This is a genomic window from Curtobacterium poinsettiae, from assembly GCF_047226435.1.
GTDB lineage: Bacteria > Actinomycetota > Actinomycetes > Actinomycetales > Microbacteriaceae > Curtobacterium > Curtobacterium poinsettiae.
Genome location: NZ_CP178434.1, coordinates 2,611,061 through 2,636,384, shown reverse-complemented (window position 1 = coordinate 2,636,384; position 25,324 = coordinate 2,611,061). Strand labels below are relative to the sequence as shown.

Below are 25,324 nucleotides of genomic sequence, written 5' to 3'. Positions count from 1 at the left end.
ACACCGGTGTTCGCACTCCGCACCGCCCTTCGCGGGTGTTCGGAGCGTGAGCACCGGTGTCTTGCGGGTAGGTTCCGGCGGTCAGCGCGGCGCGCGGGCGACGGCCGGGAGGTCCGGGGCGGCCACCGAGATCGGCTCACGGGGGCCGCGGGTACGGTCCAGGGCATGTCGTCACACCCCGACCACGCCTCCGGTCCCGTTCCTGGTCACGCCTCCGACTCCGTCGTCGAGCGCCGGTTCCGCGGGCGGATCATGGGCGTCGGCACGACCTCGGGCGTCCGCATCGTCGTCGGCATGTGGGACCGCTCACCGTTCGGGCCGTTCACGGACGTGTTCCTCGAGCTCTCCGACGGCACCAGCGTGCTGCTCGCCCCGGACGAGATCGTCGCCGCGTACGTCTCCGGCACCTACCGCTTCGACACGGTCTCGGTCGTGGACGTCCACGCCCGCCGCACCGCCCGCGGCCTGGAGCTGAGCGCCGGTGCGCTGCAGGCCTCGATCGACGTCGGCGGGATCTCGCCGCTCGGCCGTATCCTGCGCATCGTGCCGAAGCCGATTGCCCGAGACCCGCGCTGGCTCGCTGCGATCGACCCCGTGGCGCGCCTGCTCGCGCCTGGGTCGGGCACCGCGGGCTCGGCGGGCAACGGCCGCCGCGAGTACTACGGCGTGACCGGGGCGCACGACGTCACCGGTGTGCGCGGCACCTGGGCGGGGGAGTCCCTGGGGGACCTTGCGCCGCTCGACCCGCCCGTGGCGTTCGGCTTCGCCTCGATGCCGAAGATCCCGCAGGTCGTCGACGTCGAGACCACCATCCGCGAACCCGTCTGAGCCCGGCCGGCCGGGAGTCGGTTCCGTGCGTGTGCATGTTCCGACGATGCACGTGTCGAACGACTCGTGTCCGATCGCTCGATGCACACGCATCCGGTGCGTGTGCATGCAACGACGTTCCACCTGTCGATCGACGCGTGTGGTGTCGCATCCTGCACACGCATGTGCGGCCCGACGGCCGGGATCTGCCGGGGCGGGGGCGGCGAGGCGGAGGTGCGCCGGGCCTCCAGGCCGACCTCGACCGGACCACCTCGACGCGCGGGGCTGACGCGTCCAGCGGCGGAGGGGCACACTGGTCGGAACGGTACGGCCCCGTGAACCGACGGTCGCACGTCGGGCGGATCGGGGCGCATGACGCAAAGGAGCACCATGACCGACACACAGACGGAGCAGCGCGCCGCGATCTCGGACATCGTCCACGGCGCCCACACGGCACTGCTCACCACGGTGAGCGAGGACGGGAACCTGCACGCCAGGCCCCTCGCGGTGCAGGACAAGACGTTCCACGGGACCCTGCGGTTCCTGGTGCAGGACGGCAGCGAGAAGGTCGAGGACATCGCGCGGAACCCGCACGTCAACGTCTCGATCGAGTCGCAGGGCGGGTACCTGTCCATCGCCGGGACCGCGACCGTGACCCAGGACGACTCCGTCGTCGACGAGCTGTGGTCGCCGTTCGCCGAAGCGTGGTTCCCGGAGGGGCGTCAGGACCCGACGATCCGGCTCCTGACGGTCGAGGGGGTCTCGGTCGAGTACTGGACCCAGGACACCGGGCCGGTCGGCAGCCTGGTGCAGATGTTCAAGGCGGCACTCGGCAAGCAGAGCCAGCCGGACACGGGCGACCACGGGACGCTCGAGCTCTGAGGCTCTGACGGCGTGGTGGGCCCGGCCCGGCCCGGTGCTGTGCTGTGGCGCCGGCTTGGTGCGCTGACGCCGTCGTGTTGCTGTGGCGCCGCCTCGCGCGCATGACGCCGCCGGATTCGGGGGCGTCCTGCGCGCGAGGCGGCGTCGTGACGAGACGCCGGCGTCCTGCCGCGACGAGACGACGGCGTCGCGCGAAGACCAGCCCGGTCTGCGCGTCAGCTGCTCACGGCGGGCCGAGCAACCAGAGCACCGCGACCAGCACCGGCTGCCCCGCCAACGCCGCGGACACGAGCGTCCACCGCATCCAGGGCTTCGCGACCAGCTCGGGCGACCCGAACAGCGGCGCGAGCGGCATGAGCAGCCGCGGGGTCGAGGCCATCGGCAACGACACCGCGAAGACGTACAGCGCGTACCCGGCCGAGTACAGCACCGTCGTGGGTCCGAGCCGGCGCGTCGACTTCCGGAGCAGCCAGATCGGGTACGCGACGAGCAGGAACACCACGATCAGGATCCCGCCCACGCCGAGCCAGCGGCCCGCGATGAGGAACCACGGCGTCAGCGGCACGAAGTCCACCCGGCCGATGAAGTTCACCCACCAGGACATCTCCGTCTCCAGGTACGCGTTCGGCGTCCCGGTGACGTGCGAGGCGATCACCGGCCAGGCGAGTCCGGCGGCGACCATGGTCAGGCCGGCGGCGACGACCCCGACCTGCTCGCGGAGCGGGAAGCCCTCGAACACGCGGCCGGTCTCCCGCCGCGCACGGACCCACCGGACGAGCGCGACGACGCCGAGCACGAGCGGGATCGCCAGGGCACCCGGGCGGGTGAACGCCGCGGCGACCCCGAGGGCGGTCAGGAGGGCGTACCGCCGACGTTCCAGCGCGAGCAGCGCCCCGAACGACAGCACGAGGAACATGCTCTCCGCGTACCCGACCTGCAGCAGGAACGACAACGGACCGCAGCTGAAGAAGAAGACCGCCCACATCGCCGCTGCGTGCCCCGCCCGGTCCCGCACCAGCCGGTGCAGCAAGAAGGTGGCGAGCAGGCCGGCGACGATCGCGACCAGCGGTGCGCCGAGGTCGAAGGGCACCCCGGTCGAGGCCGTCAGCGCCCGGATGGTGAAGGGGAACGCCGGCAGGAAGGCCCAGGCGTTCTGGGCCACGTTGCCGGCAGCGTCGAGGGGCAGGGCATCCGGGTAGCCGTGCAGCGAGATCTGCTCGTAGTACTGCCCGTCCCAGGCGACCAGGAACGCGCCGAACCCGTGTTCGTTGCCCCAGATCGCGTTGTCCGGCAGGGCACGACCGATGAGCGGGTACGCGAGCGCGAGCCACAGCGTGGACAGCACCCGGCCGCCGGTCCAGACGAGCAGGACCGCCGCCCACGCGGGCAGCGACGTCACGGTGTCGAGGGCACGCCGTCGGCCGGCGGACCACCGCCCGGCGAGCACGCCGGCACTGTCGGTGCGGCTCACGCGCGAGTTCCTCGGCGTTCGGGTGGTCGGGTCGGCACCCGGCCAGGGTAGTCGGCCCGAGCGTGAGGATCGCCCCGCACCGCGCCTGGAGGCCCGACCTGCGTCGTGCAACCCACCTCGCGCCCGGTGGACGGCCGGTGCCGAGTGCGGTGGGCGGCTCGTTCCGCGCGCCGTCTCGACGCCCGGTTCCGCGTGGGGACGGGCGACGCCGTGACGGCAGGGACGTCCGCGGGCATAGTCTCGATGGGCGATGACGACGACGGCGACGACACCCAGACGACGGACGGGCAGCACGGCGGTCGCCGTGCTGGTGGCCGGGGCCTACTTCATGGAGCTGCTGGACGGCACCATCCTGGCGACCGCCGCGCCGGCGATGGGGCGTGACCTCGGAGTCGACTCCGCCGCGGTCGGTGTCGCGATCACCGCCTACCTCGTCACCCTCGCGGTGTTCATCCCGGTGTCCGGCTGGCTCACCGACCGGATCGGTTCGCGGACCGTCTTCGCCGGGGCCATCGCGCTGTTCACGATCGCGTCCGCACTGTGCGCGCTGTCGACCGGGCTGGTGGAGCTGACGCTGTGGCGCATCCTGCAGGGCCTCGGCGGAGCGCTCATGGTGCCCGTCGGCCGGCTCGTCGTGCTCCGGAGCGCCGGGCGCGAACAACTCGTCACCGCCATCGCCATCCTGACCTGGCCGGCCCTCGCCGCCCCGATCATCGCGCCGTTCATCGGCGGCGTGCTCGTCGAGACGCTGTCGTGGCACTGGATCTTCCTCATCAACATCCCGCTCGGCGTCATCGCGTTCGTCGCTGCCCTGGTGCTCGTCCCGCAGGAGCGTGCGGCGCAGCGGGTGCCGTTCGACTGGTTCGGGTCGCTGCTCGCCTGCGTCGGGCTCGGCTCGCTCGTCGTGATGGCGTCCCTGCTCGCACTCGATGTCATCCCGGTCCTGGCAGTCGTCGTGTCCGGTGTCGTCGGAGCCGTCTGCTGCTGGTTCGCGATCCGGCACTTCCGTCGGGCGCCGCACCCGATCATGGGGCTCGACGCGTTCCGGCTCGAGACGTTCCGGGTGTCGCACGCCGGCGGCAGCCTGTTCCGTCTGGCGGTGTCCGCGGTGCCGTTCGTGCTCCCGCTGCTGTTCCAGGACGCCTGGGGCTGGAGCGCCGTGCTCGCCGGGTCAGCGGTGCTCTGGGTGTTCGTCGGCAACCTCGGCATCAAGCCGATGACGACCCCGTTCCTGCGCTGGTGGGGCTACCGCCCGGTGATCATCGTGTCGTCGGCCATCGCCGCGCTGACCGTGGTCGCGATGGCGTTCATGACCGAGGACACCCCGTTCTGGCTGCTCGCCGTGCTGCTCGTCGTCAGCGGTGCTGCCCGCTCCGTCGGCTTCACGGCCTACAACACCATCGCCTTCGCCGACGTCGAGCAAGCAGACATGACCCCGGCGAACACGCTGTCGTCGACCCTGCAGCAGACCGCGGCAGGCTTCGGGGTGGCCGTCGCCGCGGTGGTCATCCGCGCGGCCTCGGGGCTCGGGGGCGACGGACCGTACACGGTGGCCTTCTGGGTCATCGCCGCCCTGCTCGTGGTCGCCTGCGTCGAGGGCATCCTGATGAGTCGCTCAGCGGGCGACACCGTCCGTCCGGTCCGCCGTGTCCGCGCCTGATCCCGCCGCTGTCCGTTTCCGTCACGGTCACACGGACGAAACCCGGCAGGCGTTACAGTCTCAGCAACCGTCCGCGGTACCCGAGTACGGTGACCGCGGCAGGGTGACCGGAACACCCGGACAGGAAGGCAGCATGGCCGCGCCAGAGCAGCAGAGCACGATCGCATCGGACCAGACCGTGCAGCCCACGCAGCTCCGTGTCGTCAGCTACAACCTCCGCGAGCACACCGCCAACGGCGAGCTCGCCGCACTGGCCGAGGCATCCGACGCCGACGTCCTGTGCGTGCAGGAGTGCGACAGCAACGACCTCGCTCCGTCGATCGGCGGCCTGTCGCTCGCCGCGTCGACCCGCACCAACCGACTCGGGCTCGCGATCTACAAGCGCGACGACCGCTTCGAGGTGCAGGACTTCAGCATCCACTCGCTGCAGAAGTCGCTGCACGACCGGGTCCTCGCACCCGCGCACGAACGGCTCATCGCGATGCACCTGCGCGACACCGAGGCCGACGCCGAGGTCGTCGTCGCGTCGTTCCACGCCTCACCGTTGACCGCGACGAACTCCCTGCGCCGCAAGCAGATCGAGGCGGCGCACCAGTTCCTCCGCGAGCTGGCGAAGGACGTCCCCGCGGTCATGGTCGGCGACTTCAACTACCCGTGGTTCCAGACGAACCTGCGTCGCAAGATCGAGCAGGGCGGGTTCGCACTGTCGCTGTCCGACCAGCCGACGTACCTGCGCTACCGAAAGTTCACGGGCCACTTCGACTTCGCGACGAGCGTCGGGCTGCACATCGCCGGCGTCGAGACCCTGCCGGCGGGCATCTCCGACCACCGTCCGATCCTGGTGCGAGCACACTACGAGCACCCCGGCGAGACCGGCGCCGTCACCACCGTCGAGGCTCCCGCCGCCTGACCGGGTGCCCTCAGGCGCTGGCCGCTGGCTACCGCGGTCGCGCGACATGCCGCGCGCGCATGGCCGGCTGGTCACGAACTGTCGGTTGGCGGCCGGGTGGGCGACGGTTCGTGCGCCCGCGGCGGACGTGAGCGGGGAGTCGCGACCGCTCGGTGGTGGGCGGTCGGGCGTGTTGGCGTCGCGTTCCGGGGGCGCGACCTGCAGCGCGCGCATCGCCGGCTGGTCACGAAGTGTCGGCTGGCGGCCGGGTGCGCGACGTGCCGCGGGTGTGCCGCCGGCTGGTCACGAAGTGTCGGTTGGCGGCCGGGCGGGCGACGGTTCGTGCGACCTCGGCGGACGCGAGCGGGGAGTCATGACCGCTCGGCGGTGGGCGGTCGCGCGCGTCGGTGTCGCGTTCCGGGGCGTACGACCTGCCGCGTGTGCGCCGCCGGCTGGTCACGAAGTGTCGGCTGGCGGCCCGGCGGGCGACGGTTCGTGCGACCTCGGCGGACGTGAGCGGGGAGTCGTGACCGCTCGGTGGTGGGCGGTCGGGCGTGTCGACGCCGCGTTCCGGGGGCGCGACCAGCCGGCGGACGTGAGCGGGGAGTCGTGACCGCTCGGCGGACGACGCTGGGCGCGCCCGTTCAGCCCGCAACGCACTGGAGGCCCTGTGCCGGTCTCGTGGACCGGCACCGGGCCTCCAGGCGGTCGCCCGCAGAGCCCGCGACTGCGGGTCAGCGGCGCAGGGTCGCCCGCGCCAAGCGGTTGCCGATGAACTGGCCGAGCTGCACGATGACGACGATCGCCGCCACCGAGACGTAGACCACCCACCAGTCGTAGCGCTGCGAGCCGTAGGTGATCGCGTACTCGCCGAGGCCGCCGCCACCGATCAACGCACCCTGCGCCGTCATGTCGACGATGCCGATGTAGATGAACGTGTAGCCGAGGATCAGGGGGCCGAGACCCTCGGGGATGAGCACGGTCAGCAGGATCGAGACGGGGTGCGCGCCCGACGCCCGAGCCGCCTCGACGACGCCCGGGTCGACCGACAGCAGGTTCTGCTCGACGATCCGGGACACCGCGAAGGCCGCGGCCAGCGAGATCGCGAAGGTCACCGCGGGGACGCCGATCGTGGTCTGCACGACGACCCGCGACAACGGGGCGATCGCGGCGAGGAAGATCACGAACGGGATCGGGCGGATCAGGTTCACGAACACGTTGAGCACCGTGTACGCGGTGCGGTTGCCGAGCACGTTGCCCGGCCGGGTCGCGTAGAGCAGCAGGCCGAGCGCGAGGCCGATGACCCCGGCGATGACCAGCGAGATCAGCGACATCACGATGGTGTCGCGGATCGCTGCCAGGAAGACGTCGAACGTGTCGATCACGCTCTGGAACGAGTTGTTGTTCACGCGGCGGCCTCCTCGTCGGTGGTGACGCCGTCGGCGCGGAGCGCGGCGATTGCCCGGTCGATGGCGTCGGAACCGCCGGTCACCCCGGGCCCGCCGGACGCTCCGGGCCCGCTGGGCACTCCGGGCCCGCCGGAGGCACCGCCCGCTGCGCTCAGCTCGTAGGTGAGCGAGCCGATCCGACGCTCCCGGATCTCGCCGACCCCGCCGTAGACGAGCTCTGCGGTGACCCCGGCGGCGCGGAACGCGGCGTCGATGCGGTTCTGCAGCCCGGCCTCGTCGGTGATCTGCACCGTGACGAGCCGACCCGGGTGTCGGTCCCGGAGACGCCGGAGCGTCTCGGGTGAGGGCCGGTCGTGCAGCGCGGTGCGGACGAAGCGCTGCGCGGCACCGGTCTTCGGTGCGGAGAACACGTCGTAGACGTCCCCGACCTCGACGACCCGGCCCTGCTCCATCACGGCGACCCGGTCGGCGATCTGCCGGACGGCGTCCATCTCGTGCGTGATGACGATGATCGTGACGCCGAGCTCCCGGTTCACCCGGCGCAGCAGCGCGAGCACCTCGGACGTGGTGTCCGGGTCCAGGGCGCTGGTGGCCTCGTCGGCGAGCAGCAGGTCGGGCGACGCCGCCAGGGCGCGGGCGATGCCGACGCGCTGCTTCTGGCCGCCGGACAGCTGTTCCGGGTAGGCGTGGGCACGCTCGAGCAAGCCGACGAAGTCGAGCAGCTCGGCGACACGGCGGTCCCGCTCGACCTTCGGCACACCGGCGACCTTGAGCGGGTACGCGACGTTGCCGGCGATCGTGCGGGACCGGAACAGGTTGAACTGCTGGAAGATCATCCCGATGTTCCGACGTGCCAGACGGCGGTCCCGCTCGGGGATCGCCGTCAGTTCACGGCCCGCGACGGTGACCGTGCCGGAACTCGGCAGCTCGAGTGCGTTGACCAGGCGGACCAGGGTGGACTTGCCGGCACCGGAGTACCCGATGACGCCGAGGACCTCTCCCTGGTGCACGTCCAGGGAGACGTCCTCGACGGCCACCACGGTCTCGCCGGTGTCGGCGCGGCGGTAGTGCTTCGAGACGCCGCGGAGTTCGACGAGGACCGGCACTACTGCTTGGCCGCCTTCGCGTCCTGCTCGACCTGGGCGAGCTCGTCCTGCAGCTTCGAGGCGCTCTCGTCGCGGGCGACGGCCTCGGGCAGGTCCTTCGCGAAGGCCTTCTGCACGGCGTCGTCCTGGAACAGCTCCGCCAGCTCGAGGTAGGTCTTGTTGCCCTTGTCCTCGTCGCGGACGGCGAACACGTTCACGTACGGGGCAGCGGTCGCGCTCGAGGGGTCGTCCTGGTAGATCGCGTCCGAGATCGGCAGGCCGGCCGCGGTGGCGAAGTTGTTGTTCACGACGGCGGCGGCGACGGAGCCCTGCTGCAGCGCGTTCGCGGTCTGCGAGGCGTCGAGGGGCTGGACGTCGACCTTCTTCGTCTCGATGTCGTCCGCGGTGGAGAACGCCGAGCCACCGTCCTTGAGCGTGATCAGGTCCGCCGCCTGCAGGATCAGGAGCGCACGGGCCTGGTTGATCGAGTCGTTCGGGATCGCGACCTTCGCGTTCGCGGGCAGCTCGGACGGCTTGTCGTACTTCGTCGCGTAGAGCGGCAGCGGGTACACGGCGGTGGAGCCGATGGGCTGCAGGTCGTCGTCGGACGTGACGTTGTAGTCCGCCAGGTACTGGATGTGCTGGAACTGGTTGATGTCCAGCTGGCCGTCCTTGAGCGCGGGGTTCGGCAGCGAGTAGTCCGAGAAGTTCGTCAGCTTGACCGTGACGTTGAGCTTCTCCTTCGCCAGCTTCGTGTACGTGCTCCAGTAGCCGAGCGACTTGTCCGAGACACCGATCGTGACGGTCTTCGGCGCTGCGTCGCCGGCTGCTCCGGCACCGTCGCTGCCGGAGCGCAGGGCTCCGACGACCACGGCGACGACGATGGCCACGACGACGATCGCGGCGGCGACGATCCAGCCGATCGGACGCCTGCCCTTCGGCTTCTCGGGCAGTGCTGGGGCTGCGGACATGCTGGTGCTCCTCGTGGGCCGTGCGTGCGGGGGAGCCGCGGTGGTCCGCGGCGTGGAGACGAGTGTGACCTGCGCCCCACCGCCGGAGCGAGTTCCGTTCCGTCGTGTTACGCAGCACTCGACCCGTGCCGCGTGCGTCGCAGGACGCGTCCCGACACGACTTGGTTGACTCGGACCGTGCGCAGCATCGAACTCGTCCTCGGCCCGGGGTCGGACGCCGCCGTGCGGTCGGCCTGGCAGGCCCTGATCGACGCCGACCTGCCGAGCCTGGGACGACACCCGTCCCCGTCGAACGCGCCGCACGTCACCCTGGCCGCCGGGGAGACGCTGCCCGTGCCCGCCGGGTTCCGCACCTCGGTCCCGACGTCGATCCGGCTGGGCGGGCTGCTGCTCTTCCCCGCGGGCGCCGGCCGTTCGGTGCTCGTGCGCGCGGTGGTCCTCGACACGGCGCTCACCACCTTCCACGACGAGGTGCACGCGGTCGCCCCCGGCGGCGTCGAGACGTCGGTGCCCGGGCACTGGTCGCCGCACGTCACGCTGGCGCGCCGGGTGCGCGACGAGGACCTGCCACGGGCGGTCGCGGCACTGCGTGCCGTGCCGCTGCCGGAGACGCTGGACGTGGGCGGTGTTCGGCACTGGGACGGTGAGACGCGGACGATCACGCCGCTCGCGTTCACGTCGATCTGACCTCCGGCGGGGCGACGGCAGCACTGCCCGGCACTGCGCGGCACTGCGCGGCACTGCGCGGCGCTGCGCGGCGCTGCGCGGCACTGCGCTGCGCGGCCTGGAGGCCCGGGTCAGGTCCCGAGCACCCGCTCGCCGAATGCGGATGCGAACGTCCGACCCGGGTCGGCTCGGGCGGCCAGGTCGCGGAAGTCCGCCAGTCGCGGGTACAGCGCGGCGATCGCCGCGTGGTCGAGCGAGCTCATCTTGCCCCAGTGCGGTCGGCCGTCGAAGGGCGCGAGCCGGGCCTCCAGGTCGGGCAGGAGCGCGGCGACCTCGGCCGGGTGCTTCTGCCAGGTGAACGCGATGCAGAGGACGTCCTCGCCCTGGGTCGGGCTGAGCCAGAGGTCGTCCGCGGCCATCGTCCGGAGTTCGCAGACGTGCAGGTGCGGCTGGATCCGGTCCGCCAGTCCTCGGAGCGCGTCGAGGGCTCCAGCCGCGTGCCGGAGCGGGACGAAGTGCTCGCTCTGCACCTCGGATCCGTGGCTCGGGACCGACCCGATCGGGAAGTGCGGCAGACGGTCCCACCACGGGCCGACGGAGCCGTCGCGCGCGGTCCGGTGGTCGTCGCCGGGGGTGCCGGGCAGGCGGGGCGCCCCGGCCAGCGCGTCCGGAACCGGCACGTCTTCGGCCCCCTCGGGCACGCGCGACTTCACCAGGACCTCGGTGATCGCGTCACCGAACACCGTGTACGCGCACACCGAGTACGCGGCGGCGTGCACCTCGGCGACGTTCGCCGTGAAGGTGTCCCAGGGGATCGAGCCGTAGACGTCCTGACGCATCCGGTAGGTGGGCTCGACGTCGAGGGTCACCCGGATCACGATGCCGAGCAGGCCGAGGTGCAGCACGGCACCGTCGAACCCCGGGTCCGTCCGGTCGATCGTCCGGGCGGAGCCGTCCGGACCGAGCACCTCGAACGCGCGCACGGCGGTGGCGAGTGACCCCAGCGCCGTGCCGGAGCCGTGGGTACCGGTCGCGACCGCGCCCCCGACGGAGATGTGCGGCAGTGATCCGGTGTTGTGCAGGGCGAACCCGGCGCGGTCGATGTCGGACGCGACGTCGCCGTACCGGGTGCCGGCACCGAGCGTCACCGTGCGGTGCTCGGCGTCGACGACCAGGTCGGTGGGGATCCCGGTCAGGTCGAGCAGGACGCCCGGGGAGTCGGCGACGTCGTTGAAGGAGTGCCGGGTGCCGAGTCCGTGCGCCCGTTCGGCGTCCGCCACGACCTGGGCGGCCTCGTCGATCGACGACGGACGGACGACCCGTTCGGCCGTGTACGTGACCGTGCCGGACCAGTTGAGCTCGCTCGTCGTCGACCGCATGGCGCCCACCCTGCCACGCAGTCCGGCGCCCGGCGCGAGCCGGGTGTGAGCCGGGCGCCGGTCCCCGTCACGGGGTCGGCGCCCGGCGGGGTCCGTCGGTCAGTGCGCGGGCGGGGGCGTCGGTGCGCCCTCGGGCACCTCGGGTCGGCGGACGAACACCGACGCCAGGATGCCGAACAGCGAGATGATCGCACCGACCATGAAGGCGGTACCGACGCCCGACGCGGTGGCCACCTGGACCCCACGGGCACCGGAGCCCTCGACGGCGGTGGCCGCACCGATCGTCAGCAGCGTGACGAACAGGGCGGTGCCCGCCGCACCGGCGAGCTGCTGCGCCGTGCCGAGCACCGCGCTGCCGTGCGAGTACAGCTTCGGGGGCAGCCCGCCGAGCGCCGCGGTGAACAGCGGCGTGAAGGTCAGGGCCAGCCCGATGCTCAGCACCACGTGCGCACCGAGGACGAACCACACGCTCGTGTCGACGCCGACGGTGGAGAGCGCCCAGAGCACGGCGCTGACGATGATCGATCCGGGGATGAGCAGCACGCGCGGGCCGCGGCGGTCGTAGATGCGACCGACGATGGGGGAGAGCAGGCCCATCAGCAGACCACCGGGGAGCAGCAGCAGGCCGACCTGCAGGACCTCGAGCCCGAGGACGCGCTCCAGGTAGATGGGCAGCAGGATGAGCGTGCCGAACATGGCCATGAAGCTCAGACCCATCGCGACGATCGGCACCGTGAAGCCGCGGGTGCGGAACGTGCGCAGGTCGAGCAGGGCGCTGTCGGTGCGCTGCAGGCGCGTCTGCCGGACGATGAACACCGCGAGGGCGACGGCGCCGACGACCAGGGCGGTCACCGGGACGAGCGGACCGGTCGCGCCGGCTTCACCGATGCTGGACAGGCCGTAGACGATGCCGCCGAACGCGAAGGCGGAGAGCACCACCGAGACGACGTCGATCGGCGCCTTGCGCGGCGTCGAGACGTTCTGCACCTTGACCATGCCGAGGATGAGCGCCGCGATCGCGATGGGCAGCACGAAGCCGAACAGCCAGCGCCACGAGAAGGCGTTGAGGATCAGGCCGGAGATCGTCGGGCCGATCGCCGGTGCGACCGAGATGACGATGGAGATGTTGCCCATGATGCGGCCACGGTGCGCGGGGTCGACGAGGGTCAGGACCGTCGTCATGAGCAGCGGCATCATGATCGCGGTGCCGCTGGCCTGCACGATGCGGCCGATGAGCAGCACCGTGAACCCGGGGGCGAGCAGGGCGATCAGCGTGCCCACCGAGAACAGGCCCATGGCCCAGACGAACACCGGGCGGGTGTTGAACCGCTGCAGCAGGAACCCGGTGATCGGGATGACGACCGCCATGGTGAGCAGGAAGCCGGTGGTCAGCCACTGACCGGTCGCGGCGCTGATGTCGAGGTCGTCCATGAGCCGGGGCAGCGCCACGCCCATGATCGTCTCGTTGAGGATGACGACGAACGCGGAGACGAGCAGCAGCCCGATCACGAGTCGGGTCTCGGCAGCGGACGGCTGCGAGACGCTTCCCGTGCGGGGGGCGGAATCGACGGCCTGGGTCATGCGGGTGCTCCTGGTGGGTCACGACGGGTGGAACGGGTGTGGCGCAGGACGCGCAGACAGGCCAACTCCCTGAGTGGATGCGATTATTCCGCTTCGCTGGCGACGTCCGCAGGTGGACGATTGGCACCGCCCCCGACGTGCCCGCGCGACGTCGGGCGTGTCCGCTCAGTGCAGGATCGCGAACCCGTCGGCGTCCCCGTGCGGCACGACCGACCGCAGGGAGACGTCGGTCACGGTCGCCGACGGCGGCCCGGTGCGCAGGCACGCCATCAGGGAGTCGACCGCGACCGAGGGGCCCTCGGCCTCGACCTCGACCGTGCCGTCCCAGAGGTTCCTCGCGTAGCCGACCAGGTCGAGCCCGTCGGCCTTCCGAGCGGTCCAGTACCGGAAGCCGACCCCCTGGACGGTCCCCGACACCACGGCATGCACCCTCGTCACCGTCGTCATGCCCTCCACGCTAACCGCGGCGTGCTCCCGGGAGTTTTCGGCCCCGTGACGATCTGTTTCCGGCTCGTGACGAGCGCACCCCGTCGGCAGTGATAGTGTCATCCCAACCCGAACACTTCGAGTCAGATTGACACTATCTACCTCATGGACGAACCAGGCATCCGCGTCGCGGTCTCCACCGTGATCGTGGCGCTGCGCCCGCACCCCGACACCGGTGCGCCGGCGCTGTGGATGCCACTCGTGCGTCGCGTCGCCGAACCGTTCGAGGGATCCTGGGCGCTCCCCGGCGGCTGGGTCGGCGACGACGAGGGGCTCGAGGACTCGGCGGCCGCCCGACTGCGCGAGACGACGAACGTCCAGCCGCGCTACCTCGAGCAGCTCTACGCGTTCGGCGACGTCGGACGCTCCCCGAGCCGGGTCGTGTCGATCGTGTACTGGGCGCTCGTGCACCCGGACGAGGCGAACGTCGTGCCCGACGACTGGAACGTCCGGTGGTTCCTGGCCGACGAGCACCCGCCGCTCGCCTTCGACCACGACCGCATCGTCGAGTACGCCCTGTGGCGGCTGCGCAACAAGATGTCGTACTCGCGGATCGCGCAGGCGTTCCTCGGTGACCGGTTCACCCTCGCCGAACTCCGCGGCGTGTACGAGGCGGTGCTCGGCCGAGCACTCGACCCCGCGAACTTCCGTCGGCAGGTCGAGAAGACCGACGCGGTCCTGCCGACCGACGAGACCACGAGCGGGGGCCGGCACCGTCCGGCTCGGCTGTACCGCTCGAACCCCGACCTGGCCTACGCGGACAACGGCCCGCTGCAGACCGGGGCCGATCAGCACCAGCAGCGGAACCGATAGGAAACCCCGTGTCCATCGCCACGACGATCGAGCTCATCTCCAACGGCAAGGCCGGCGGCAGCACCTGCACGCCCGACCTCGCGATGCCGACGTGGGACTTCGACTCCCGCCCCGGGTACGGCCCGGGATCGTCGATGTCCGACGTCATCCCGACGAGTGCCCCGCGCCAGGGCGTCCTGCCCGACGAGTACAAGACGGCCCCGACCGACGAGCTCGACGAGCGCATCGAGCGGGCGAAGGCCACCCTCGGCGACCGGGTCGTCGTCCTCGGGCACTTCTACCAGCGCGACGAGGTCGTCCGGCACGCGGACTTCCTCGGTGACTCGTTCCAGCTCGCGAACGCCGCCCTGACCAAGCCCGACGCCGAGGCGATCGTGTTCTGCGGCGTGCACTTCATGGCCGAGACCGCCGACATCCTGGCGCGCGACGACCAGCGCGTGATCCTGCCGAACCTGGCCGCCGGCTGCTCGATGGCGGACATGGCCGACATCGACAGCGTCGAGGCCGCGTGGGCCGAGCTCACCGCCGTGTACGGCACCGAGCCCGACGCCGACGGCCGCGTGCCCGTGATCCCGGTCACCTACATGAACTCCGCCGCCGACCTCAAGGCCTTCTGCGGGCGCAACGGCGGCATCGTCTGCACCTCGTCGAACGCAGCGACGGTGCTCGAGTGGGCCTTCGAGCGCGGGCAGCGCGTCCTGTTCTTCCCCGACCAGCACCTCGGCCGCAACACCGCGAAGGCGATGGGCATCAGCACCGACCTGATGCCGATGTGGAACCCCCGGAAGCCCCTCGGCGGCAACGAGACGAGTGACCTCGAAGCGGCGAAGGTCATCCTCTGGCACGGCTTCTGCTCGGTGCACCGTCGCTTCACGGTCGACCAGATCGACCGGGCCCGCCGCGAGCACCCGGGTGTGCGGGTCATCGTGCACCCGGAGTGCCCGATGGCCGTCGTCGACGCTGCCGACCACGCCGGCAGTACCGACCTGATCCGGAAGACCGTCGCTGCCGCCACCGAACCGACGACCTTCGCGATCGGCACCGAGATCAACATGGTGAACCGGCTCGCCGCCGAGTACCCGCAGCACACGATCTTCTGCCTCGACCCGGTCGTCTGCCCCTGCTCGACGATGTACCGGATCCACCCGGGCTACCTCGCCTGGGTGCTCGAGGCACTCGTCCGCGGCGAGGTCCTCAACGAGATCGTCGTCCCCGCCGACGTGCAGGCCGACGCCAAGGTCGCGCTCGAGCGCATGCTCGCTGCCAAGCCCCGCGGCTGACACACGAGTCCGACCGAACGAGGGAGACCACCGTGCACGTCGTCATCGTCGGCTCCGGCATCGCCGGGCTGACCGCAGCGATCCGCGCCAGTGCCCTGCACGACGTCACCCTCGTGACGAAGGGCGCGCTCGCCGACAGCGCCACCGCGTACGCCCAGGGCGGCATCGCGGTGGCGCTCGGTGCCGACGACTCCGCGGCACTGCACCAGGCCGACACCCACGTCGCCGCGGCCGGCAGTGCCGACGCGCGTGCCGTCGAGGTCCTGTGCACCGACGGCCCGGCCCGCGTCCGCGACCTGCTCGCCCTCGGCGTGCCCTTCGACCGGTCGTCGGACCCGGCGACCCTCGACCGGTACGGCGACGACCTGGCCCGCGGTCGTGAAGCCGCGCACGGCCGGTGGCGCGTCGTGCACGCCGACGGTGACGCGACCGGGGCCGCCGTCGAGCGCACCCTCATCGCGGCACTGCACCGACGGCACGTCACGATCCTGGAGCGCACCAGCCTGACCGACCTCGTCGTCCGTGACGGGGTGGTCGTCGGCGCCGACGTCCTGGACCTGCTCGGAGAACCCCGCCGGCTCGACGCGGACGCCGTCGTCATCGCGTCCGGGGGAGCGGGGCACCTGTACCGCGAGACGACGAACCCCCTGGTGGCGACGGGCGACGGGGTCGCCGCCGCCTGGCGAGCCGGCGCCGTCCTCGCCGACCTGGAGTTCGTCCAGTTCCACCCGACGCGGCTGGCGGTCCCCGGCGGCGGCCTGGTGTCCGAAGCCGTCCGCGGTGAAGGTGCCGTCCTCCGCGACGCCGCCGGACACCGCTTCATGACGGACGTGCACCCGGACGCCGAGCTCGCCCCGCGTGACGTCGTCGCCCGCGGGATCGCCGCCGCGGTGCGCGACCAGGGCAGCGCACCCGTGCTCCTCGACGCCACCGGCCTCGACGCCGGGTTCCTGGTCGCCCGGTTTCCCGGACTCACCCGGGCCACCCGCGCCGCCGGGTTCGACTGGACCCGCGAGGGCGTCCCGGTCGCACCGGCCGCGCACTACTCGATGGGCGGCATCGCCACCGACGCCGAGGGCCGCACCAGCCTGCCCGGACTCCTCGCCGTCGGTGAAGCCGCCTGCACCGGGGTCCACGGCGCCAACCGGCTCGCCTCGAACTCCCTGCTCGAGGGGCTCGTCTTCGCGGTCCGCGCAGCGGACGCGGTCACCGCACCGCGACCCGGCCTGCTCCGCCTGCGCGGGGACGCCGGTCTCCACGTCACCAGCGTGCCCCGAGCGGCCGACGCGACCCCTTCCTCCCCCCATCTGCTCGGCCGTCACGCCGCTCCGCAGGCTCCGCAGCGCGCCGGAACCGGCAGGCGTGGGCCCAGTCCGACCCGGCCTGGAGGCGCGACCCACCTCGACGACGCCGGTGCCGTCCGGCAGGCGGTCCAGTCCGTCATGACGGACCGCGTCGGCCTGCTCCGTGACGCCGTCGGGCTGGCGAGCGCGCGCCGCGACCTCGACGCGCTGACCGCGCCGACCGGCGGCGGCGTGCGCGAGCACGAGGACCGTGCGCTCCTCGACCTGGCCCGACTTGTCGCGCTCGCCGCCGAGGCCCGCACCGAGTCCCGCGGGGCGCACGCCCGCACCGACCACCCCGACACCGACCCCACCGCCCCGGCCTCGTACGCCTGGGTCGCCGACCGCACCGACGCCGGTCCCGACCAGCACGCCCACGAACGCGCCGACGGTTCCGCAGCCGTCCCGCAGGAGGTACCCGCATGACCACCGACCCCGGCACCATCCCGCCGCACGCGCTCCGTCGCGTGATCGAGACCGCGCTCGAGGAGGACGCGCCCTGGGGCGACGTCACCAGCGAGACCCTGATCCCCGTGGAGGCGACCGCGACCGCCACCCTCGGCGCGCGCGAGTCCGGCGTACTGAGCGGCGGGTCGGTGTTCGTCGCCGTGATGCACGCCGTCGACCCGTCGATCCAGGCTGTGGTGCACGTCGCCGACGGCACGCGCTTCGCGGCGGGCGACGTCCTCGCGACCGTGACCGGGTCGGCGCGGGCCGTGCTGCGGGCCGAACGGGTCGCCCTCAACCTGGTGCAGCGGATGTCGGGCATCGCCACGGTCACCGCGGCCCACGTCGCCGCCGCCGCGGGCACCGCTGCGCGGATCGTCGACACCCGGAAGACGACGCCGGGCCTCCGGGCACTCGAGCGGTACGCCGTCCGGTGTGGTGGCGGACACAACCACCGCACCTCGCTCTCCGACGCCGTGCTCGCCAAGGACAACCACCTGGCGGTGCTCCTGGCCGGCGGGATCGGCATCGGCGACGCGATCGCCCAGGCCCGCCAGCGGCTCGGGCACACCGTGCACGTGGAGGTCGAGGTCGACCGCATCGACCAGATCGAAGCAGTCGTCGCGGCCGGGGTCGACACGGTCATGCTCGACAACTTCACCCCCGACGATCTGGTGACCGGGGTCGGGATCGTCGCCGGGCGCGCGCTCGTCGAGGCCTCGGGAGGCGTGTCGCTCGACACCGTCGCGGCGATCGCGGCCACCGGCGTCGACGTCATCTCGGTCGGGGCGCTGACCCACTCGGCGCGGGCGCTCGACCTGGGGCTCGACATCGACGTCGCGGTGCCCGAGCACGTCGCGGTGCCCGTGCAGGACTAGTCGTGTTCTACCTGGACCGCGCGGCCACCACCCCGGTCCGCCGCGAGGTGCTCGAGGCGATGTGGCCCTACCTGACGGGGGTGTTCGGCAACCCCTCGTCGACGCACGGGGTCGGGGACGAGGCCGCGCGAGGACTCACCGCCGCACGGGCCGCCGTCGCCGCGGTGCTCGGGTGCCGGCCCGCCGAGGTCGTCTTCACCACCGGCGGCACCGAGGGGGCGAACACCGGGATCAAGGGGATCGCCCTCGCCGCGCCCCGCGGTCGGCACGTGGTCACGAGCGCCATCGAGCACGAGGCCGTGCTCGAGAGCTGCGCCTACCTCGCCCGCTTCCACGACTTCGACGTCACCGTGCTGCCCGTCGGGCCGGACGGCCGCGTCGACCCGGCGGTGCTGCGCGCGGCGCTCCGCCCCGACACCACACTCGTCTCGATCGCGCACGCCGACAACGAGATCGGCACCGTCCAGGACGTCCCCGTGCTCGCCGCGGTGGCGCACGAGGTCGGGGCGCGGTTCCACACCGACGCCGTGCAGTCCGCGCCCTGGCTGCCGATCGGCCTCGGGACCCTGGGCGTCGACGCGCTGTCGTTGTCCGGGCACAAGCTCGGTGCTCCGAAGGGCACCGGCGTGCTCGCCGTGGGTTCCGGCGTCCCGCTCGAGCCGCTGCTGCACGGCGGTGGTCAGGAACGGGGCCGGCGGTCCGGCACCGAGGACGTGGCCGGAGCGGTGGCGGTGGCCACGGCGCTCGGGCTGGCGGCGGAGACGGTGCGGTCGGGGGCAGGCACGGCGACCACGGTGCGCGACGCGGTGCTCGACGGCGTGCTCGCCGCCGTCCCCGGTGCGTTCGTCTCCGGGTCGCGGGAGCACCGGCTGCCCGGGCACGCGTCGTTCTGCTTCCCGGGCGTCAACGGCGAGACCGTCCTGCTCGAGCTCGAGCAGCGCGACGTCGTGTCGTCGTCGGGCAGCGCCTGCGCAGCGGGCAGCACGGAAGCCTCGCACGTGCTCACGGCGCTCGGGATCCCCGAGGACGTGGCCCGGACCGCGCTCCGTCTGACGTTCGACGCGACGCTCACGGCCGGCGATGTCCCGTTCGTCGTGGGGGCCGTGGCCGACGCCGTGGCGACCGTCCGCGCCCTCGGCTGAGGTGTACTAGACGTTCTACTCCATCTCTGGGTACGTGTCCCCTCTTCTGCGGACAACCGATCTGCGTCAGAGTGTCGTCATGGCGAACGTGATGGTGGCCCGGACACGACGGGACGACCGCTTCCGAGCGGTGCAGCTCCTGCCGGCGCCGGCCACTCTCGTCGCGCTCGCCCTGGCAGCGCAGCACGACCTCGGCACGGCCCCGCTCGGGCTCATCGCCGTGGTCGGAGCGCTCGCGACCGCCGGGAGTGCCCTGCTCCCGATGGTCCGGCCAGCCGCCGCCCACCGGTCGATGCCTGCACCGACCGAGACGGACCGGTACCGAGAGGACACCGAACACCCTTGAGGTCCACCACCGTGCGGTTCCCCTGAACCGAGCCGCGCGGTGGACCCAGACCGGATGTCGACCCCCTGATCGGCGTCCGGCGCGGGGCGCGACGTTCCCCTGTCGTCGTGTCCCGCCGTACACCGCGATCCCGCCGTGGGTCGACGTCCGCACCCCTCCAGCGGCGTCGGTTCCCCTGCAGCCCACGGCGGGATCCGGTTCCCCGGTAGCGTCGTCGCATGCCCTCGTACCGCGTGACCCTGGCGATCGGCGCCCTCGCGCCCGGGACGGCACCGGACGCCGTCCTGCCCGCCGCTGCCGCCCTGGTGCGCGAACACGCCGTGGTCGAGGCCGAGGACGTCCGGCTGCTCCGTGGCGTCCCGTGCGCGGTCGTGCGCTTCGAGGCCGAGGACGACCGTGTCGCCGCGGCCGTCCGCGACGCCGCCGTCGACGGGCTGCGGGACGTGGTCGAGATCCGCTCCGACGTCGTCACCCGGCGCGAGGGCGGTCGCTGGATCCCGGTCGCCTGACGGTCTGGCGGTCGCCTGACCCTCAGACGGGGTGCTTCGCCGGCTCGGGGGTCCCCGGCCAGACGTAGTCCAGGTCGTCCGGCACGTCGGGGAACAGCTCCCGGTAGTGCTCCGGCGCCTTCTGCACGAGCTTCGACCGGTGCGAGACGTGCAGGGCCTCTTCGTCGTTCCACGGCGGGATCGGCACGTCGCCGCGCTCGTACACCGCCAGGTCCTCCGGCACGCGGCCCAGGTCGAGCAGGGTCTTCTCGAGACAGGTGTCTGCGTACCCGCGCTCGGCCCAGACGCGGCACGTGGCCTCCTGGTACGCCATCAGCGCCGGACGGTAGCCGCGCCACATCGCCGTCACCGGGTGGTGCTGCCAGCCGTAGTCCGGGAGCGTCAGTGCGCGCATCACCTGGAGTGTCTCGACCCGCTGCTTGCCGAGCCGCCGGTCGTCGAGGACCTCGGCGGATGCCCGGAAGTCGGCGTACGGCAGGAAGGTCTGCATGGCGCGGACGCTACCCCGACCGACTGGCACCCGACACATGTCGTCACGAACGTGCCGCCCGCCCCGGCAGCGTGTGAGCATCGACCCCATGAGCGGAGAACTGGTCGTCGGCGTCAGTGGCAGCCCATCGGACCCCTCGCGGACCTCGACCCTGGTCGCGGCGACGGTCGCCCGGCTCGCCGAGGAGATCGACGGGGCCCGGACCGAGACGATCGAGATCGGGCCACTGCTCGCCGACCTCGGCGCGGCCTCGGGTCGCGAGACGATGTCGGACCGCACCCGACGGGCACTGGAGACGGTGGAGTCCGCCGACGTGCTGGTGGTCGGCAGCCCGGCCTTCCGCGCGGCCTACTCCGGCGCCTTCAAGCTGTTCTTCGACTGGGTCGGCCAGTACGACCTCGTCGACACCCCGGTGCTCCTCACTGCCACCGGTGGCAGCGACCGGCACGCCCTGCTCGTCGAGTACCAGATGCGCCCGTTGTTCGGCTTCTTCCAGTCCACGACCCTGCCGCTCGGGGTGTTCGGCAACGAGCGGGACTTCACCAAGCGCGAGGGTGGCTACGACATCGCGAGCGTCGACCTCGAGCTCCGCATCGACCAGGCCGTGCGCCGCGCCGTACCGCTGGTCCGTGGCGGCTTCGCCACCGCAGGCCTCACCGACGTGCGGCGTCCCGCCGACTTCTGATCCGCGCGCGTGCGCCCCGTCCTTCCGGGCGTACCCGGTGCTTCCGGGTGTCCCTGGTCGGAAGTTCCCATCAGGGACGCCCGGAACCACCTGGCATCGCGCGTGCGATTGGAAGGAACGGGCGCGACCCAGCGTGAGCAGCAGGCGGACGGGAGGCCCGTGGCGGCGCCGCCACGGGCCTCCCGGTCTTCTGTGGGTCAGGCGAGCAGGGACGCGACGTGCGCGACCGCCAGTCGGTAGCCGTCGGCACCCGCGCCGGCGATGACCGCCGTCGCGGCGGTGGCGACGTGGTCGACGTGGCGGAACGGCTCGCGCTTCCACGTGTTCGACAGGTGTACCTCGACGACGGGGACCCACAGGGCCTCCACCGCGTCGTGCAGCGCGACCGAGGTGTGCGCGTACGCGGCGGGGTTGATCACGACCGCGGCGAAGTCGTCGAGCGCCTCGTGCAGCCACTCCACCAGCTCGCCCTCGCGGTTGGTCTGGCGGAAGTCGGCCTCGAGCCCGTGCACCGCCGCCTCGGTGTGCACGATCGCCTCGATCTCGGCGAGCGTCACGGTGCCGTACTGCTCCGGGTCGCGGCGCCCGAGGATGTCGAGGTTCGGGCCGTTGAGGACGAGGATGCGCGACGCGTCGGTCATGGGCCGAGCGTAGCGAACCGGGGGAGCGATGCGCGGCGCGGACGATGCATGCGCGGGCTATGTGAACGGTCACAAACCGGTGTAACGTCTTCGTCCGGGTCGGCAGAGTTGTCGACTGCAACACACTGACGTGGAGATGTGAATGGTTCTCGCTGCAGCGAACGAAGGGATCCGGCTCGACTTGGGCTGGGTCGACTACCTGATGATCATCGTGTACTTCGCGGTCGTCATCGGGATCGGGTTCACCGCCCGCAAGCAGGTCCGGACGAGCATGGACTTCTTCCTGTCCGGCCGCTCGATGCCGGCGTGGATCACGGGCCTGGCGTTCGTGTCCGCGAACCTCGGTGCCACCGAGATCCTCGGCATGGCGGCGAACGGTGCCCAGATCGGCATGGCCACCCTGCACTACTACCTCGTCGGCGCCGTGCCCGCGATGGTGTTCCTCGGCCTCGTGATGATGCCGTTCTACTACGGCTCGAAGGTCCGCTCGGTGCCGGAGTTCATGCTGCGCCGCTTCGGCAAGGCGCCGCACCTGGTGAACGCGATCGCGTTCGCGGTGTCGAACGTGCTCATCGCGGGCATCAACCTGTACGCGATGGCCATCGTCATCGAGGCCATGCTCGGCTGGCCGGAGTGGCTGGCGATCATCGTCTCCGCGGGCTTCGTGCTCGTCTACATCACCCTCGGCGGACTCTCGAGCGCGATCTACAACGAGGTCATGCAGTTCTTCGTGATCATCGCCGGGCTCATCCCGCTGACGATCGTCGGTCTGCACCGCGTCGGCGGCTGGGACGGCCTGTCGAAGGCGATCACCGAGACCCAGGGTGTGCAGCACCTGCAGGCCTGGGCCGGCACCGGCTTCGGTGACGTCACCAACCCGATCGGCGCCAACTGGCTCGCCATCGTGCTCGGCCTGGGCTTCGTGCTCGGGTTCGGGTACTGGACCACCAACTTCACCGAGGTGCAGCGTGCATTCTCGGCGAAGAACATGTCCGCGGCCCGCCGCACCCCGCTCATCGCCGCGATCCCGAAGCTCTTCATCCCGGCCATCGTCGTCATCCCCGGCCTCATCGCCGCGGCCGTGGTGGGCAACCAGTTCGCCGACGGCACGCTGACCTACAACGACGCGATCCCGAAGCTCATCCAGATGTACCTGCCGACCGGTGTGCTCGGCATCGCCGTGACCGGTCTGCTGGCATCGTTCATGGCTGGCATGGCGGCGAACGTCTCGTCGTTCAACACCGTCTTCACCTACGACATCTGGCAGCGCTACATCCGCCCGAACATGCCCGACCTGCACTACCTGAAGACGGGCCGCTGGGTCACCGTCGTCGGCGTCGTGGTCGGCATCGCGACCGCGTTCATCGCGGCCCAGGCGTCGAACATCATGACCTACATGCAGACGCTGTTCTCGTTCTTCAACGCACCGCTGTTCGCCGTGTTCATCCTCGGCCTGCTGTGGAAGCGCATGACGACGCAGGGTGCGCTGTGGGGCTACGTCCTCGGCATCGTGACCCCGACGATCACCTGGATCGCGTACCTGGTGAACCCCGACCTGTTCGCCACGGCCACCGCGGAGACCCTGTACGGCGCGATCATCTCGTTCGTCACCGTGCTGGTCGTCGGCTTCGTCGTCTCGATGCTGACCAAGCCGAAGGACGAGAAGGAACTCGGCGGGCTCGTCTACGGCATCGGCAAGATCGACCTGCACGGCGACTCGGTCGCGACGGACACCGCCTGGTACCGCTCGCCCGCGCTGCTCGGCACCGTCGCGCTCGTGCTGTGCGTCGTCCTGTACCTCCCGTTCCTCTGATCCGCGAAGGAGACCACTGCTCATGAGTGACACCACCACCCCCGGCGCGATGACCGAGGAGCAGAAGGCAGCCCTGGTCCGCTCCACCCGCCGGCTCGACCTGCGCCGCATCCTCGGCGGCCTGTTCGTCCTGTACGGCGTGATCACCACCATCGTCGGGATCGTGCACTGGAACACCGACCCCGAGAAGACCGGCGGGATCCACATCAACCTGTGGGTCGGGATCTCGCTGCTCGTCGGCGGCGGGTTGTTCTTCCTCTGGGACCGCCTGAACCCCGTGCCCGCCGAGGACATCATCGGCCAGGCCGAGGCCGAGGCACACCAGCGTGCCGCGGGCGAGGGGCGCGAGCTGGCCTGAGCCCGTCTGGCTCGGGCGTCCCCGGCCGACGCAGAACGACGAAGTCGCTGTCGCACGACAGCGACTTCGTCGTTTCCGCCCTCGTCGTCGGACGCCCGTACCGGTTGGTTCCCCCACGAAACGGTTGCGCGCTGATCCAGCTGGGTCCAGGTTGAGCGGAACGAAAGGAACCGCCATGGAAACGATGGTCTTCATCAACCTGCCCGTCACCGACCTCGAGCGCTCGAAGGCGTTCTACGAGGCGCTCGGGTACTCGATCAACCCGGCGTTCAGCGACGACACCGCGGCGTGCGTGGTGGTGAGCAACACGATCTCCGTCATGATCCTGACGACGGCGAAGTTCGCGGACTTCACCGACAAGACGATCGCCGGTCCGGACACGATCGAGGTCATCAACTCGCTCAGCGCACCGTCGAAGGAGGACGTCCACCGTGTCGTCGACGCCGCGGTGGCAGCCGGCGGCACCGAGGACCGCCCGGAGATGGACCTCGGCTTCATGTACCAGCGGAGCTTCACCGACCCGGACGGACACCGCTGGGAGTACGTGTGGATGGACGAGCAGGCGACGCAGGACGATCCGCCCGCCGAGTGAGTCCCGGGGTGTCGGCGGCGCCCGCCAGGATGGTCGCATGAGCACCGAGCCCGTCGACGCCCCGCCCGTGCCCGACCTCGTCACCGGTGACGACGGCCTGGCCCGGCCGGTCTGGGCGTCGTCGGACGACCTGCTGCGCGCCTACTACGACACCGAGTGGGGCATGCCCGTGCGCGATGAACGCGGGGTGTTCGAGCGGCTGTCGCTCGAGGCGTTCCAGTCCGGCCTGTCGTGGCGCACGATCCTGGCGAAGCGACCGGCGTTCCGTGCAGCCTTCGCCGACTTCGACGCCGACACCGTCGCGGCCTTCGGCGAGGACGACATCGAGCGGCTGATGGCCGATGCCGGGATCGTCCGGAACCGCGCGAAGATCCTCGCGACGATCACCAACGCGAACGCCACGATCGCCCTGCGGCAGGACGGCGGGCTCGCCGGCTTCGTGTGGTCGTTCCGGCCGACGACCACGCCCGAGCCTCGGTCCTCCGCCGAGGTCCCGACGAAGTCGGACGAGTCCCTCGCGCTGTCGAAGGCGCTGCGGAAGCGCGGCTTCGCCTTCGTCGGGCCGACGACGATGTACGCCCTGATGGAAGCGCTCGGCATCGTCGACACCCACCTGGTCGGCAGCCACCGGCGCGGGACCTCGGGCGTCTGGAACTGACGGCCGAGCCCACGAGCACGAGAACGAGAGCGCCGGGACTATG

General features: G+C 71.6%; 26 protein-coding genes. 17 read left to right on the top strand and 9 right to left on the bottom strand.

The features are described from left to right. Window positions 1-165: 165 nt before the first annotated feature. Together ACL00U_RS12400 and ACL00U_RS12395 are read left to right on the top strand one after the other, a co-directional pair. Window positions 166-828 carry a hypothetical protein gene (locus ACL00U_RS12400; RefSeq protein ID WP_412873450.1) on the top strand — a complete coding sequence of 221 codons (663 nt, stop codon included), beginning with the start codon at window positions 166-168 and terminating at the stop codon, window positions 826-828. 369 nt (window positions 829-1,197) lie between these two features. Then, the gene (locus ACL00U_RS12395) at window positions 1,198-1,689 is read left to right on the top strand and encodes a pyridoxamine 5'-phosphate oxidase family protein (RefSeq protein ID WP_017888520.1); all 492 of its coding nucleotides are present in this window, start codon (window positions 1,198-1,200) and stop codon (window positions 1,687-1,689) included. Between the two features lie 223 nt (window positions 1,690-1,912). Here the strand turns inward: ACL00U_RS12395 and ACL00U_RS12390 are convergent, their stop codons facing one another. Next, window positions 1,913-3,160 (bottom strand): hypothetical protein, encoded by a 1,248-nt coding sequence (locus tag ACL00U_RS12390; protein WP_052481701.1) that lies wholly within the window; start codon window positions 3,158-3,160, stop codon window positions 1,913-1,915. Between the two features lie 250 nt (window positions 3,161-3,410). Here ACL00U_RS12390 and ACL00U_RS12385 point away from each other — a divergent pair, with 250 nt between their 5' ends. Both ACL00U_RS12385 and ACL00U_RS12380 read left to right on the top strand, forming a co-directional pair. Further along, window positions 3,411-4,820 carry an MFS transporter gene (locus ACL00U_RS12385; protein ID WP_017888522.1) on the top strand — a complete coding sequence of 470 codons (1,410 nt, stop codon included), beginning with the start codon at window positions 3,411-3,413 and terminating at the stop codon, window positions 4,818-4,820. Between the two features lie 133 nt (window positions 4,821-4,953). After that, entirely contained in the window at window positions 4,954-5,730 is a 777-nt protein-coding gene (locus ACL00U_RS12380; RefSeq protein WP_017888523.1) for an endonuclease/exonuclease/phosphatase family protein, read from the top strand. Window positions 5,731-6,443: 713 nt separating this feature from the next. On the opposite strand, the gene ACL00U_RS12375 is transcribed toward ACL00U_RS12380, so the two are convergent. Genes ACL00U_RS12375 through ACL00U_RS12365 form a run of 3 tightly spaced genes read right to left on the bottom strand, consistent with a single transcriptional unit; the run spans window position 6,444 to window position 9,174 of the window. Continuing rightward, window positions 6,444-7,118 carry a methionine ABC transporter permease gene (locus tag ACL00U_RS12375; RefSeq protein ID WP_017888525.1) on the bottom strand — a complete coding sequence of 225 codons (675 nt, stop codon included), beginning with the start codon at window positions 7,116-7,118 and terminating at the stop codon, window positions 6,444-6,446. Further along, entirely contained in the window at window positions 7,115-8,224 is a 1,110-nt protein-coding gene (locus ACL00U_RS12370) for a methionine ABC transporter ATP-binding protein (protein WP_412873449.1), read from the bottom strand. Before ACL00U_RS12370 ends, ACL00U_RS12375 begins: the two co-directional genes overlap by 4 nt. Beyond that, the gene (locus ACL00U_RS12365) at window positions 8,224-9,174 is read right to left on the bottom strand and encodes a MetQ/NlpA family ABC transporter substrate-binding protein (RefSeq protein ID WP_056070549.1); all 951 of its coding nucleotides are present in this window, start codon (window positions 9,172-9,174) and stop codon (window positions 8,224-8,226) included. Before ACL00U_RS12365 ends, ACL00U_RS12370 begins: the two co-directional genes overlap by 1 nt. A gap of 177 nt (window positions 9,175-9,351) precedes the next feature. Between ACL00U_RS12365 and ACL00U_RS12360 the strand changes: the two genes are divergently transcribed. Then, a complete protein-coding gene (locus ACL00U_RS12360) occupies window positions 9,352-9,861 on the top strand; it encodes a 2'-5' RNA ligase family protein (protein ID WP_412873448.1) in 510 nt (169 codons plus the stop codon). Window positions 9,862-9,971: 110 nt separating this feature from the next. On the opposite strand, the gene ACL00U_RS12355 is transcribed toward ACL00U_RS12360, so the two are convergent. The 3 genes from ACL00U_RS12355 to ACL00U_RS12345 all read right to left on the bottom strand — a co-directional run bounded on the left by ACL00U_RS12355 (window position 9,972) and on the right by ACL00U_RS12345 (window position 13,247). Continuing rightward, window positions 9,972-11,219, bottom strand: coding sequence for a D-arabinono-1,4-lactone oxidase (locus ACL00U_RS12355; protein WP_412873447.1), 1,248 nt, complete (start codon window positions 11,217-11,219; stop codon window positions 9,972-9,974). Between the two features lie 99 nt (window positions 11,220-11,318). Beyond that, window positions 11,319-12,800, bottom strand: a complete 1,482-nt coding sequence (locus ACL00U_RS12350; protein WP_140449020.1) for an MDR family MFS transporter — start codon at window positions 12,798-12,800, stop codon at window positions 11,319-11,321. A 165-nt stretch (window positions 12,801-12,965) separates the two neighbouring features. Then, entirely contained in the window at window positions 12,966-13,247 is a 282-nt protein-coding gene (locus ACL00U_RS12345; RefSeq protein ID WP_052481700.1) for an acylphosphatase, read from the bottom strand. Window positions 13,248-13,391: 144 nt separating this feature from the next. On the opposite strand from ACL00U_RS12345, the gene ACL00U_RS12340 reads away from it, so the two are divergent. From ACL00U_RS12340 to ACL00U_RS12310, 7 genes are all read left to right on the top strand, one after another. Continuing rightward, window positions 13,392-14,099, top strand: a complete 708-nt coding sequence (locus tag ACL00U_RS12340) for an NUDIX hydrolase (RefSeq protein ID WP_017888532.1) — start codon at window positions 13,392-13,394, stop codon at window positions 14,097-14,099. Between the two features lie 8 nt (window positions 14,100-14,107). Then, on the top strand, window positions 14,108-15,379 hold the full coding sequence (nadA, locus tag ACL00U_RS12335; protein ID WP_042538107.1) for a quinolinate synthase NadA: 1,272 nt from the start codon (window positions 14,108-14,110) through the stop codon (window positions 15,377-15,379). Between the two features lie 32 nt (window positions 15,380-15,411). Further along, complete coding sequence (locus ACL00U_RS12330; protein WP_042538105.1) at window positions 15,412-17,148, top strand: L-aspartate oxidase; 1,737 nt, start codon at window positions 15,412-15,414, stop codon at window positions 17,146-17,148. After that, a complete protein-coding gene (gene nadC / locus ACL00U_RS12325; RefSeq protein WP_259575939.1) occupies window positions 17,145-18,047 on the top strand; it encodes a carboxylating nicotinate-nucleotide diphosphorylase in 903 nt (300 codons plus the stop codon). Before ACL00U_RS12330 ends, nadC begins: the two co-directional genes overlap by 4 nt. A gap of 2 nt (window positions 18,048-18,049) precedes the next feature. Further along, on the top strand, window positions 18,050-19,189 hold the full coding sequence (locus ACL00U_RS12320; protein WP_412873446.1) for a cysteine desulfurase family protein: 1,140 nt from the start codon (window positions 18,050-18,052) through the stop codon (window positions 19,187-19,189). A gap of 79 nt (window positions 19,190-19,268) precedes the next feature. Further along, window positions 19,269-19,535 (top strand): hypothetical protein, encoded by a 267-nt coding sequence (locus ACL00U_RS12315; RefSeq protein ID WP_017888537.1) that lies wholly within the window; start codon window positions 19,269-19,271, stop codon window positions 19,533-19,535. A gap of 218 nt (window positions 19,536-19,753) precedes the next feature. Then, entirely contained in the window at window positions 19,754-20,044 is a 291-nt protein-coding gene (locus ACL00U_RS12310) for a hypothetical protein (protein ID WP_017888538.1), read from the top strand. Between the two features lie 22 nt (window positions 20,045-20,066). Here the strand turns inward: ACL00U_RS12310 and ACL00U_RS12305 are convergent, their stop codons facing one another. Next, complete coding sequence (locus ACL00U_RS12305) at window positions 20,067-20,534, bottom strand: MSMEG_6728 family protein (RefSeq protein WP_017888539.1); 468 nt, start codon at window positions 20,532-20,534, stop codon at window positions 20,067-20,069. An 88-nt stretch (window positions 20,535-20,622) separates the two neighbouring features. Here ACL00U_RS12305 and ACL00U_RS12300 point away from each other — a divergent pair, with 88 nt between their 5' ends. Continuing rightward, window positions 20,623-21,219 carry an NAD(P)H-dependent oxidoreductase gene (locus ACL00U_RS12300; RefSeq protein WP_412873445.1) on the top strand — a complete coding sequence of 199 codons (597 nt, stop codon included), beginning with the start codon at window positions 20,623-20,625 and terminating at the stop codon, window positions 21,217-21,219. A gap of 197 nt (window positions 21,220-21,416) precedes the next feature. On the opposite strand, the gene aroQ is transcribed toward ACL00U_RS12300, so the two are convergent. Continuing rightward, the gene (gene aroQ, locus ACL00U_RS12295) at window positions 21,417-21,860 is read right to left on the bottom strand and encodes a type II 3-dehydroquinate dehydratase (RefSeq protein ID WP_017888541.1); all 444 of its coding nucleotides are present in this window, start codon (window positions 21,858-21,860) and stop codon (window positions 21,417-21,419) included. Between the two features lie 142 nt (window positions 21,861-22,002). Here aroQ and ACL00U_RS12290 point away from each other — a divergent pair, with 142 nt between their 5' ends. The 4 genes from ACL00U_RS12290 (at window position 22,003) to ACL00U_RS12275 (ending at window position 25,281) form a co-directional block, all read left to right on the top strand. Next, window positions 22,003-23,673 (top strand): sodium:solute symporter family protein, encoded by a 1,671-nt coding sequence (locus ACL00U_RS12290; RefSeq protein ID WP_194589793.1) that lies wholly within the window; start codon window positions 22,003-22,005, stop codon window positions 23,671-23,673. Window positions 23,674-23,695: 22 nt separating this feature from the next. Continuing rightward, the gene (locus ACL00U_RS12285) at window positions 23,696-24,031 is read left to right on the top strand and encodes a hypothetical protein (RefSeq protein ID WP_017888543.1); all 336 of its coding nucleotides are present in this window, start codon (window positions 23,696-23,698) and stop codon (window positions 24,029-24,031) included. Window positions 24,032-24,206: 175 nt separating this feature from the next. Beyond that, a complete protein-coding gene (locus ACL00U_RS12280) occupies window positions 24,207-24,623 on the top strand; it encodes a VOC family protein (RefSeq protein WP_017888544.1) in 417 nt (138 codons plus the stop codon). A 37-nt stretch (window positions 24,624-24,660) separates the two neighbouring features. After that, window positions 24,661-25,281 (top strand): DNA-3-methyladenine glycosylase I, encoded by a 621-nt coding sequence (locus ACL00U_RS12275; RefSeq protein WP_412873444.1) that lies wholly within the window; start codon window positions 24,661-24,663, stop codon window positions 25,279-25,281. Window positions 25,282-25,324 lie beyond the last annotated feature (43 nt).

Coding starts and splice junctions, on each gene's coding strand:
- ACL00U_RS12365 (WP_056070549.1), bottom strand. CDS start 9,174: ATGTCCGCAGCCCCAGCACTGCCCGAGAAGCCGAAGGGCAGGCGTCCG.
- ACL00U_RS12380 (WP_017888523.1), top strand. CDS start 4,954: ATGGCCGCGCCAGAGCAGCAGAGCACGATCGCATCGGACCAGACCGTG.
- ACL00U_RS12345 (WP_052481700.1), bottom strand. CDS start 13,247: ATGACGACGGTGACGAGGGTGCATGCCGTGGTGTCGGGGACCGTCCAG.
- ACL00U_RS12315 (WP_017888537.1), top strand. CDS start 19,269: ATGGCGAACGTGATGGTGGCCCGGACACGACGGGACGACCGCTTCCGA.
- ACL00U_RS12300 (WP_412873445.1), top strand. CDS start 20,623: ATGAGCGGAGAACTGGTCGTCGGCGTCAGTGGCAGCCCATCGGACCCC.
- ACL00U_RS12355 (WP_412873447.1), bottom strand. CDS start 11,219: ATGCGGTCGACGACGAGCGAGCTCAACTGGTCCGGCACGGTCACGTAC.
- ACL00U_RS12400 (WP_412873450.1), top strand. CDS start 166: ATGTCGTCACACCCCGACCACGCCTCCGGTCCCGTTCCTGGTCACGCC.
- ACL00U_RS12280 (WP_017888544.1), top strand. CDS start 24,207: ATGGAAACGATGGTCTTCATCAACCTGCCCGTCACCGACCTCGAGCGC.
- ACL00U_RS12305 (WP_017888539.1), bottom strand. CDS start 20,534: ATGCAGACCTTCCTGCCGTACGCCGACTTCCGGGCATCCGCCGAGGTC.
- ACL00U_RS12385 (WP_017888522.1), top strand. CDS start 3,411: ATGACGACGACGGCGACGACACCCAGACGACGGACGGGCAGCACGGCG.
- ACL00U_RS12290 (WP_194589793.1), top strand. CDS start 22,003: ATGGTTCTCGCTGCAGCGAACGAAGGGATCCGGCTCGACTTGGGCTGG.
- aroQ (WP_017888541.1), bottom strand. CDS start 21,860: ATGACCGACGCGTCGCGCATCCTCGTCCTCAACGGCCCGAACCTCGAC.
- ACL00U_RS12395 (WP_017888520.1), top strand. CDS start 1,198: ATGACCGACACACAGACGGAGCAGCGCGCCGCGATCTCGGACATCGTC.
- ACL00U_RS12275 (WP_412873444.1), top strand. CDS start 24,661: ATGAGCACCGAGCCCGTCGACGCCCCGCCCGTGCCCGACCTCGTCACC.
- nadC (WP_259575939.1), top strand. CDS start 17,145: ATGACCACCGACCCCGGCACCATCCCGCCGCACGCGCTCCGTCGCGTG.
- ACL00U_RS12285 (WP_017888543.1), top strand. CDS start 23,696: ATGAGTGACACCACCACCCCCGGCGCGATGACCGAGGAGCAGAAGGCA.
- ACL00U_RS12310 (WP_017888538.1), top strand. CDS start 19,754: ATGCCCTCGTACCGCGTGACCCTGGCGATCGGCGCCCTCGCGCCCGGG.
- ACL00U_RS12350 (WP_140449020.1), bottom strand. CDS start 12,800: ATGACCCAGGCCGTCGATTCCGCCCCCCGCACGGGAAGCGTCTCGCAG.
- ACL00U_RS12340 (WP_017888532.1), top strand. CDS start 13,392: ATGGACGAACCAGGCATCCGCGTCGCGGTCTCCACCGTGATCGTGGCG.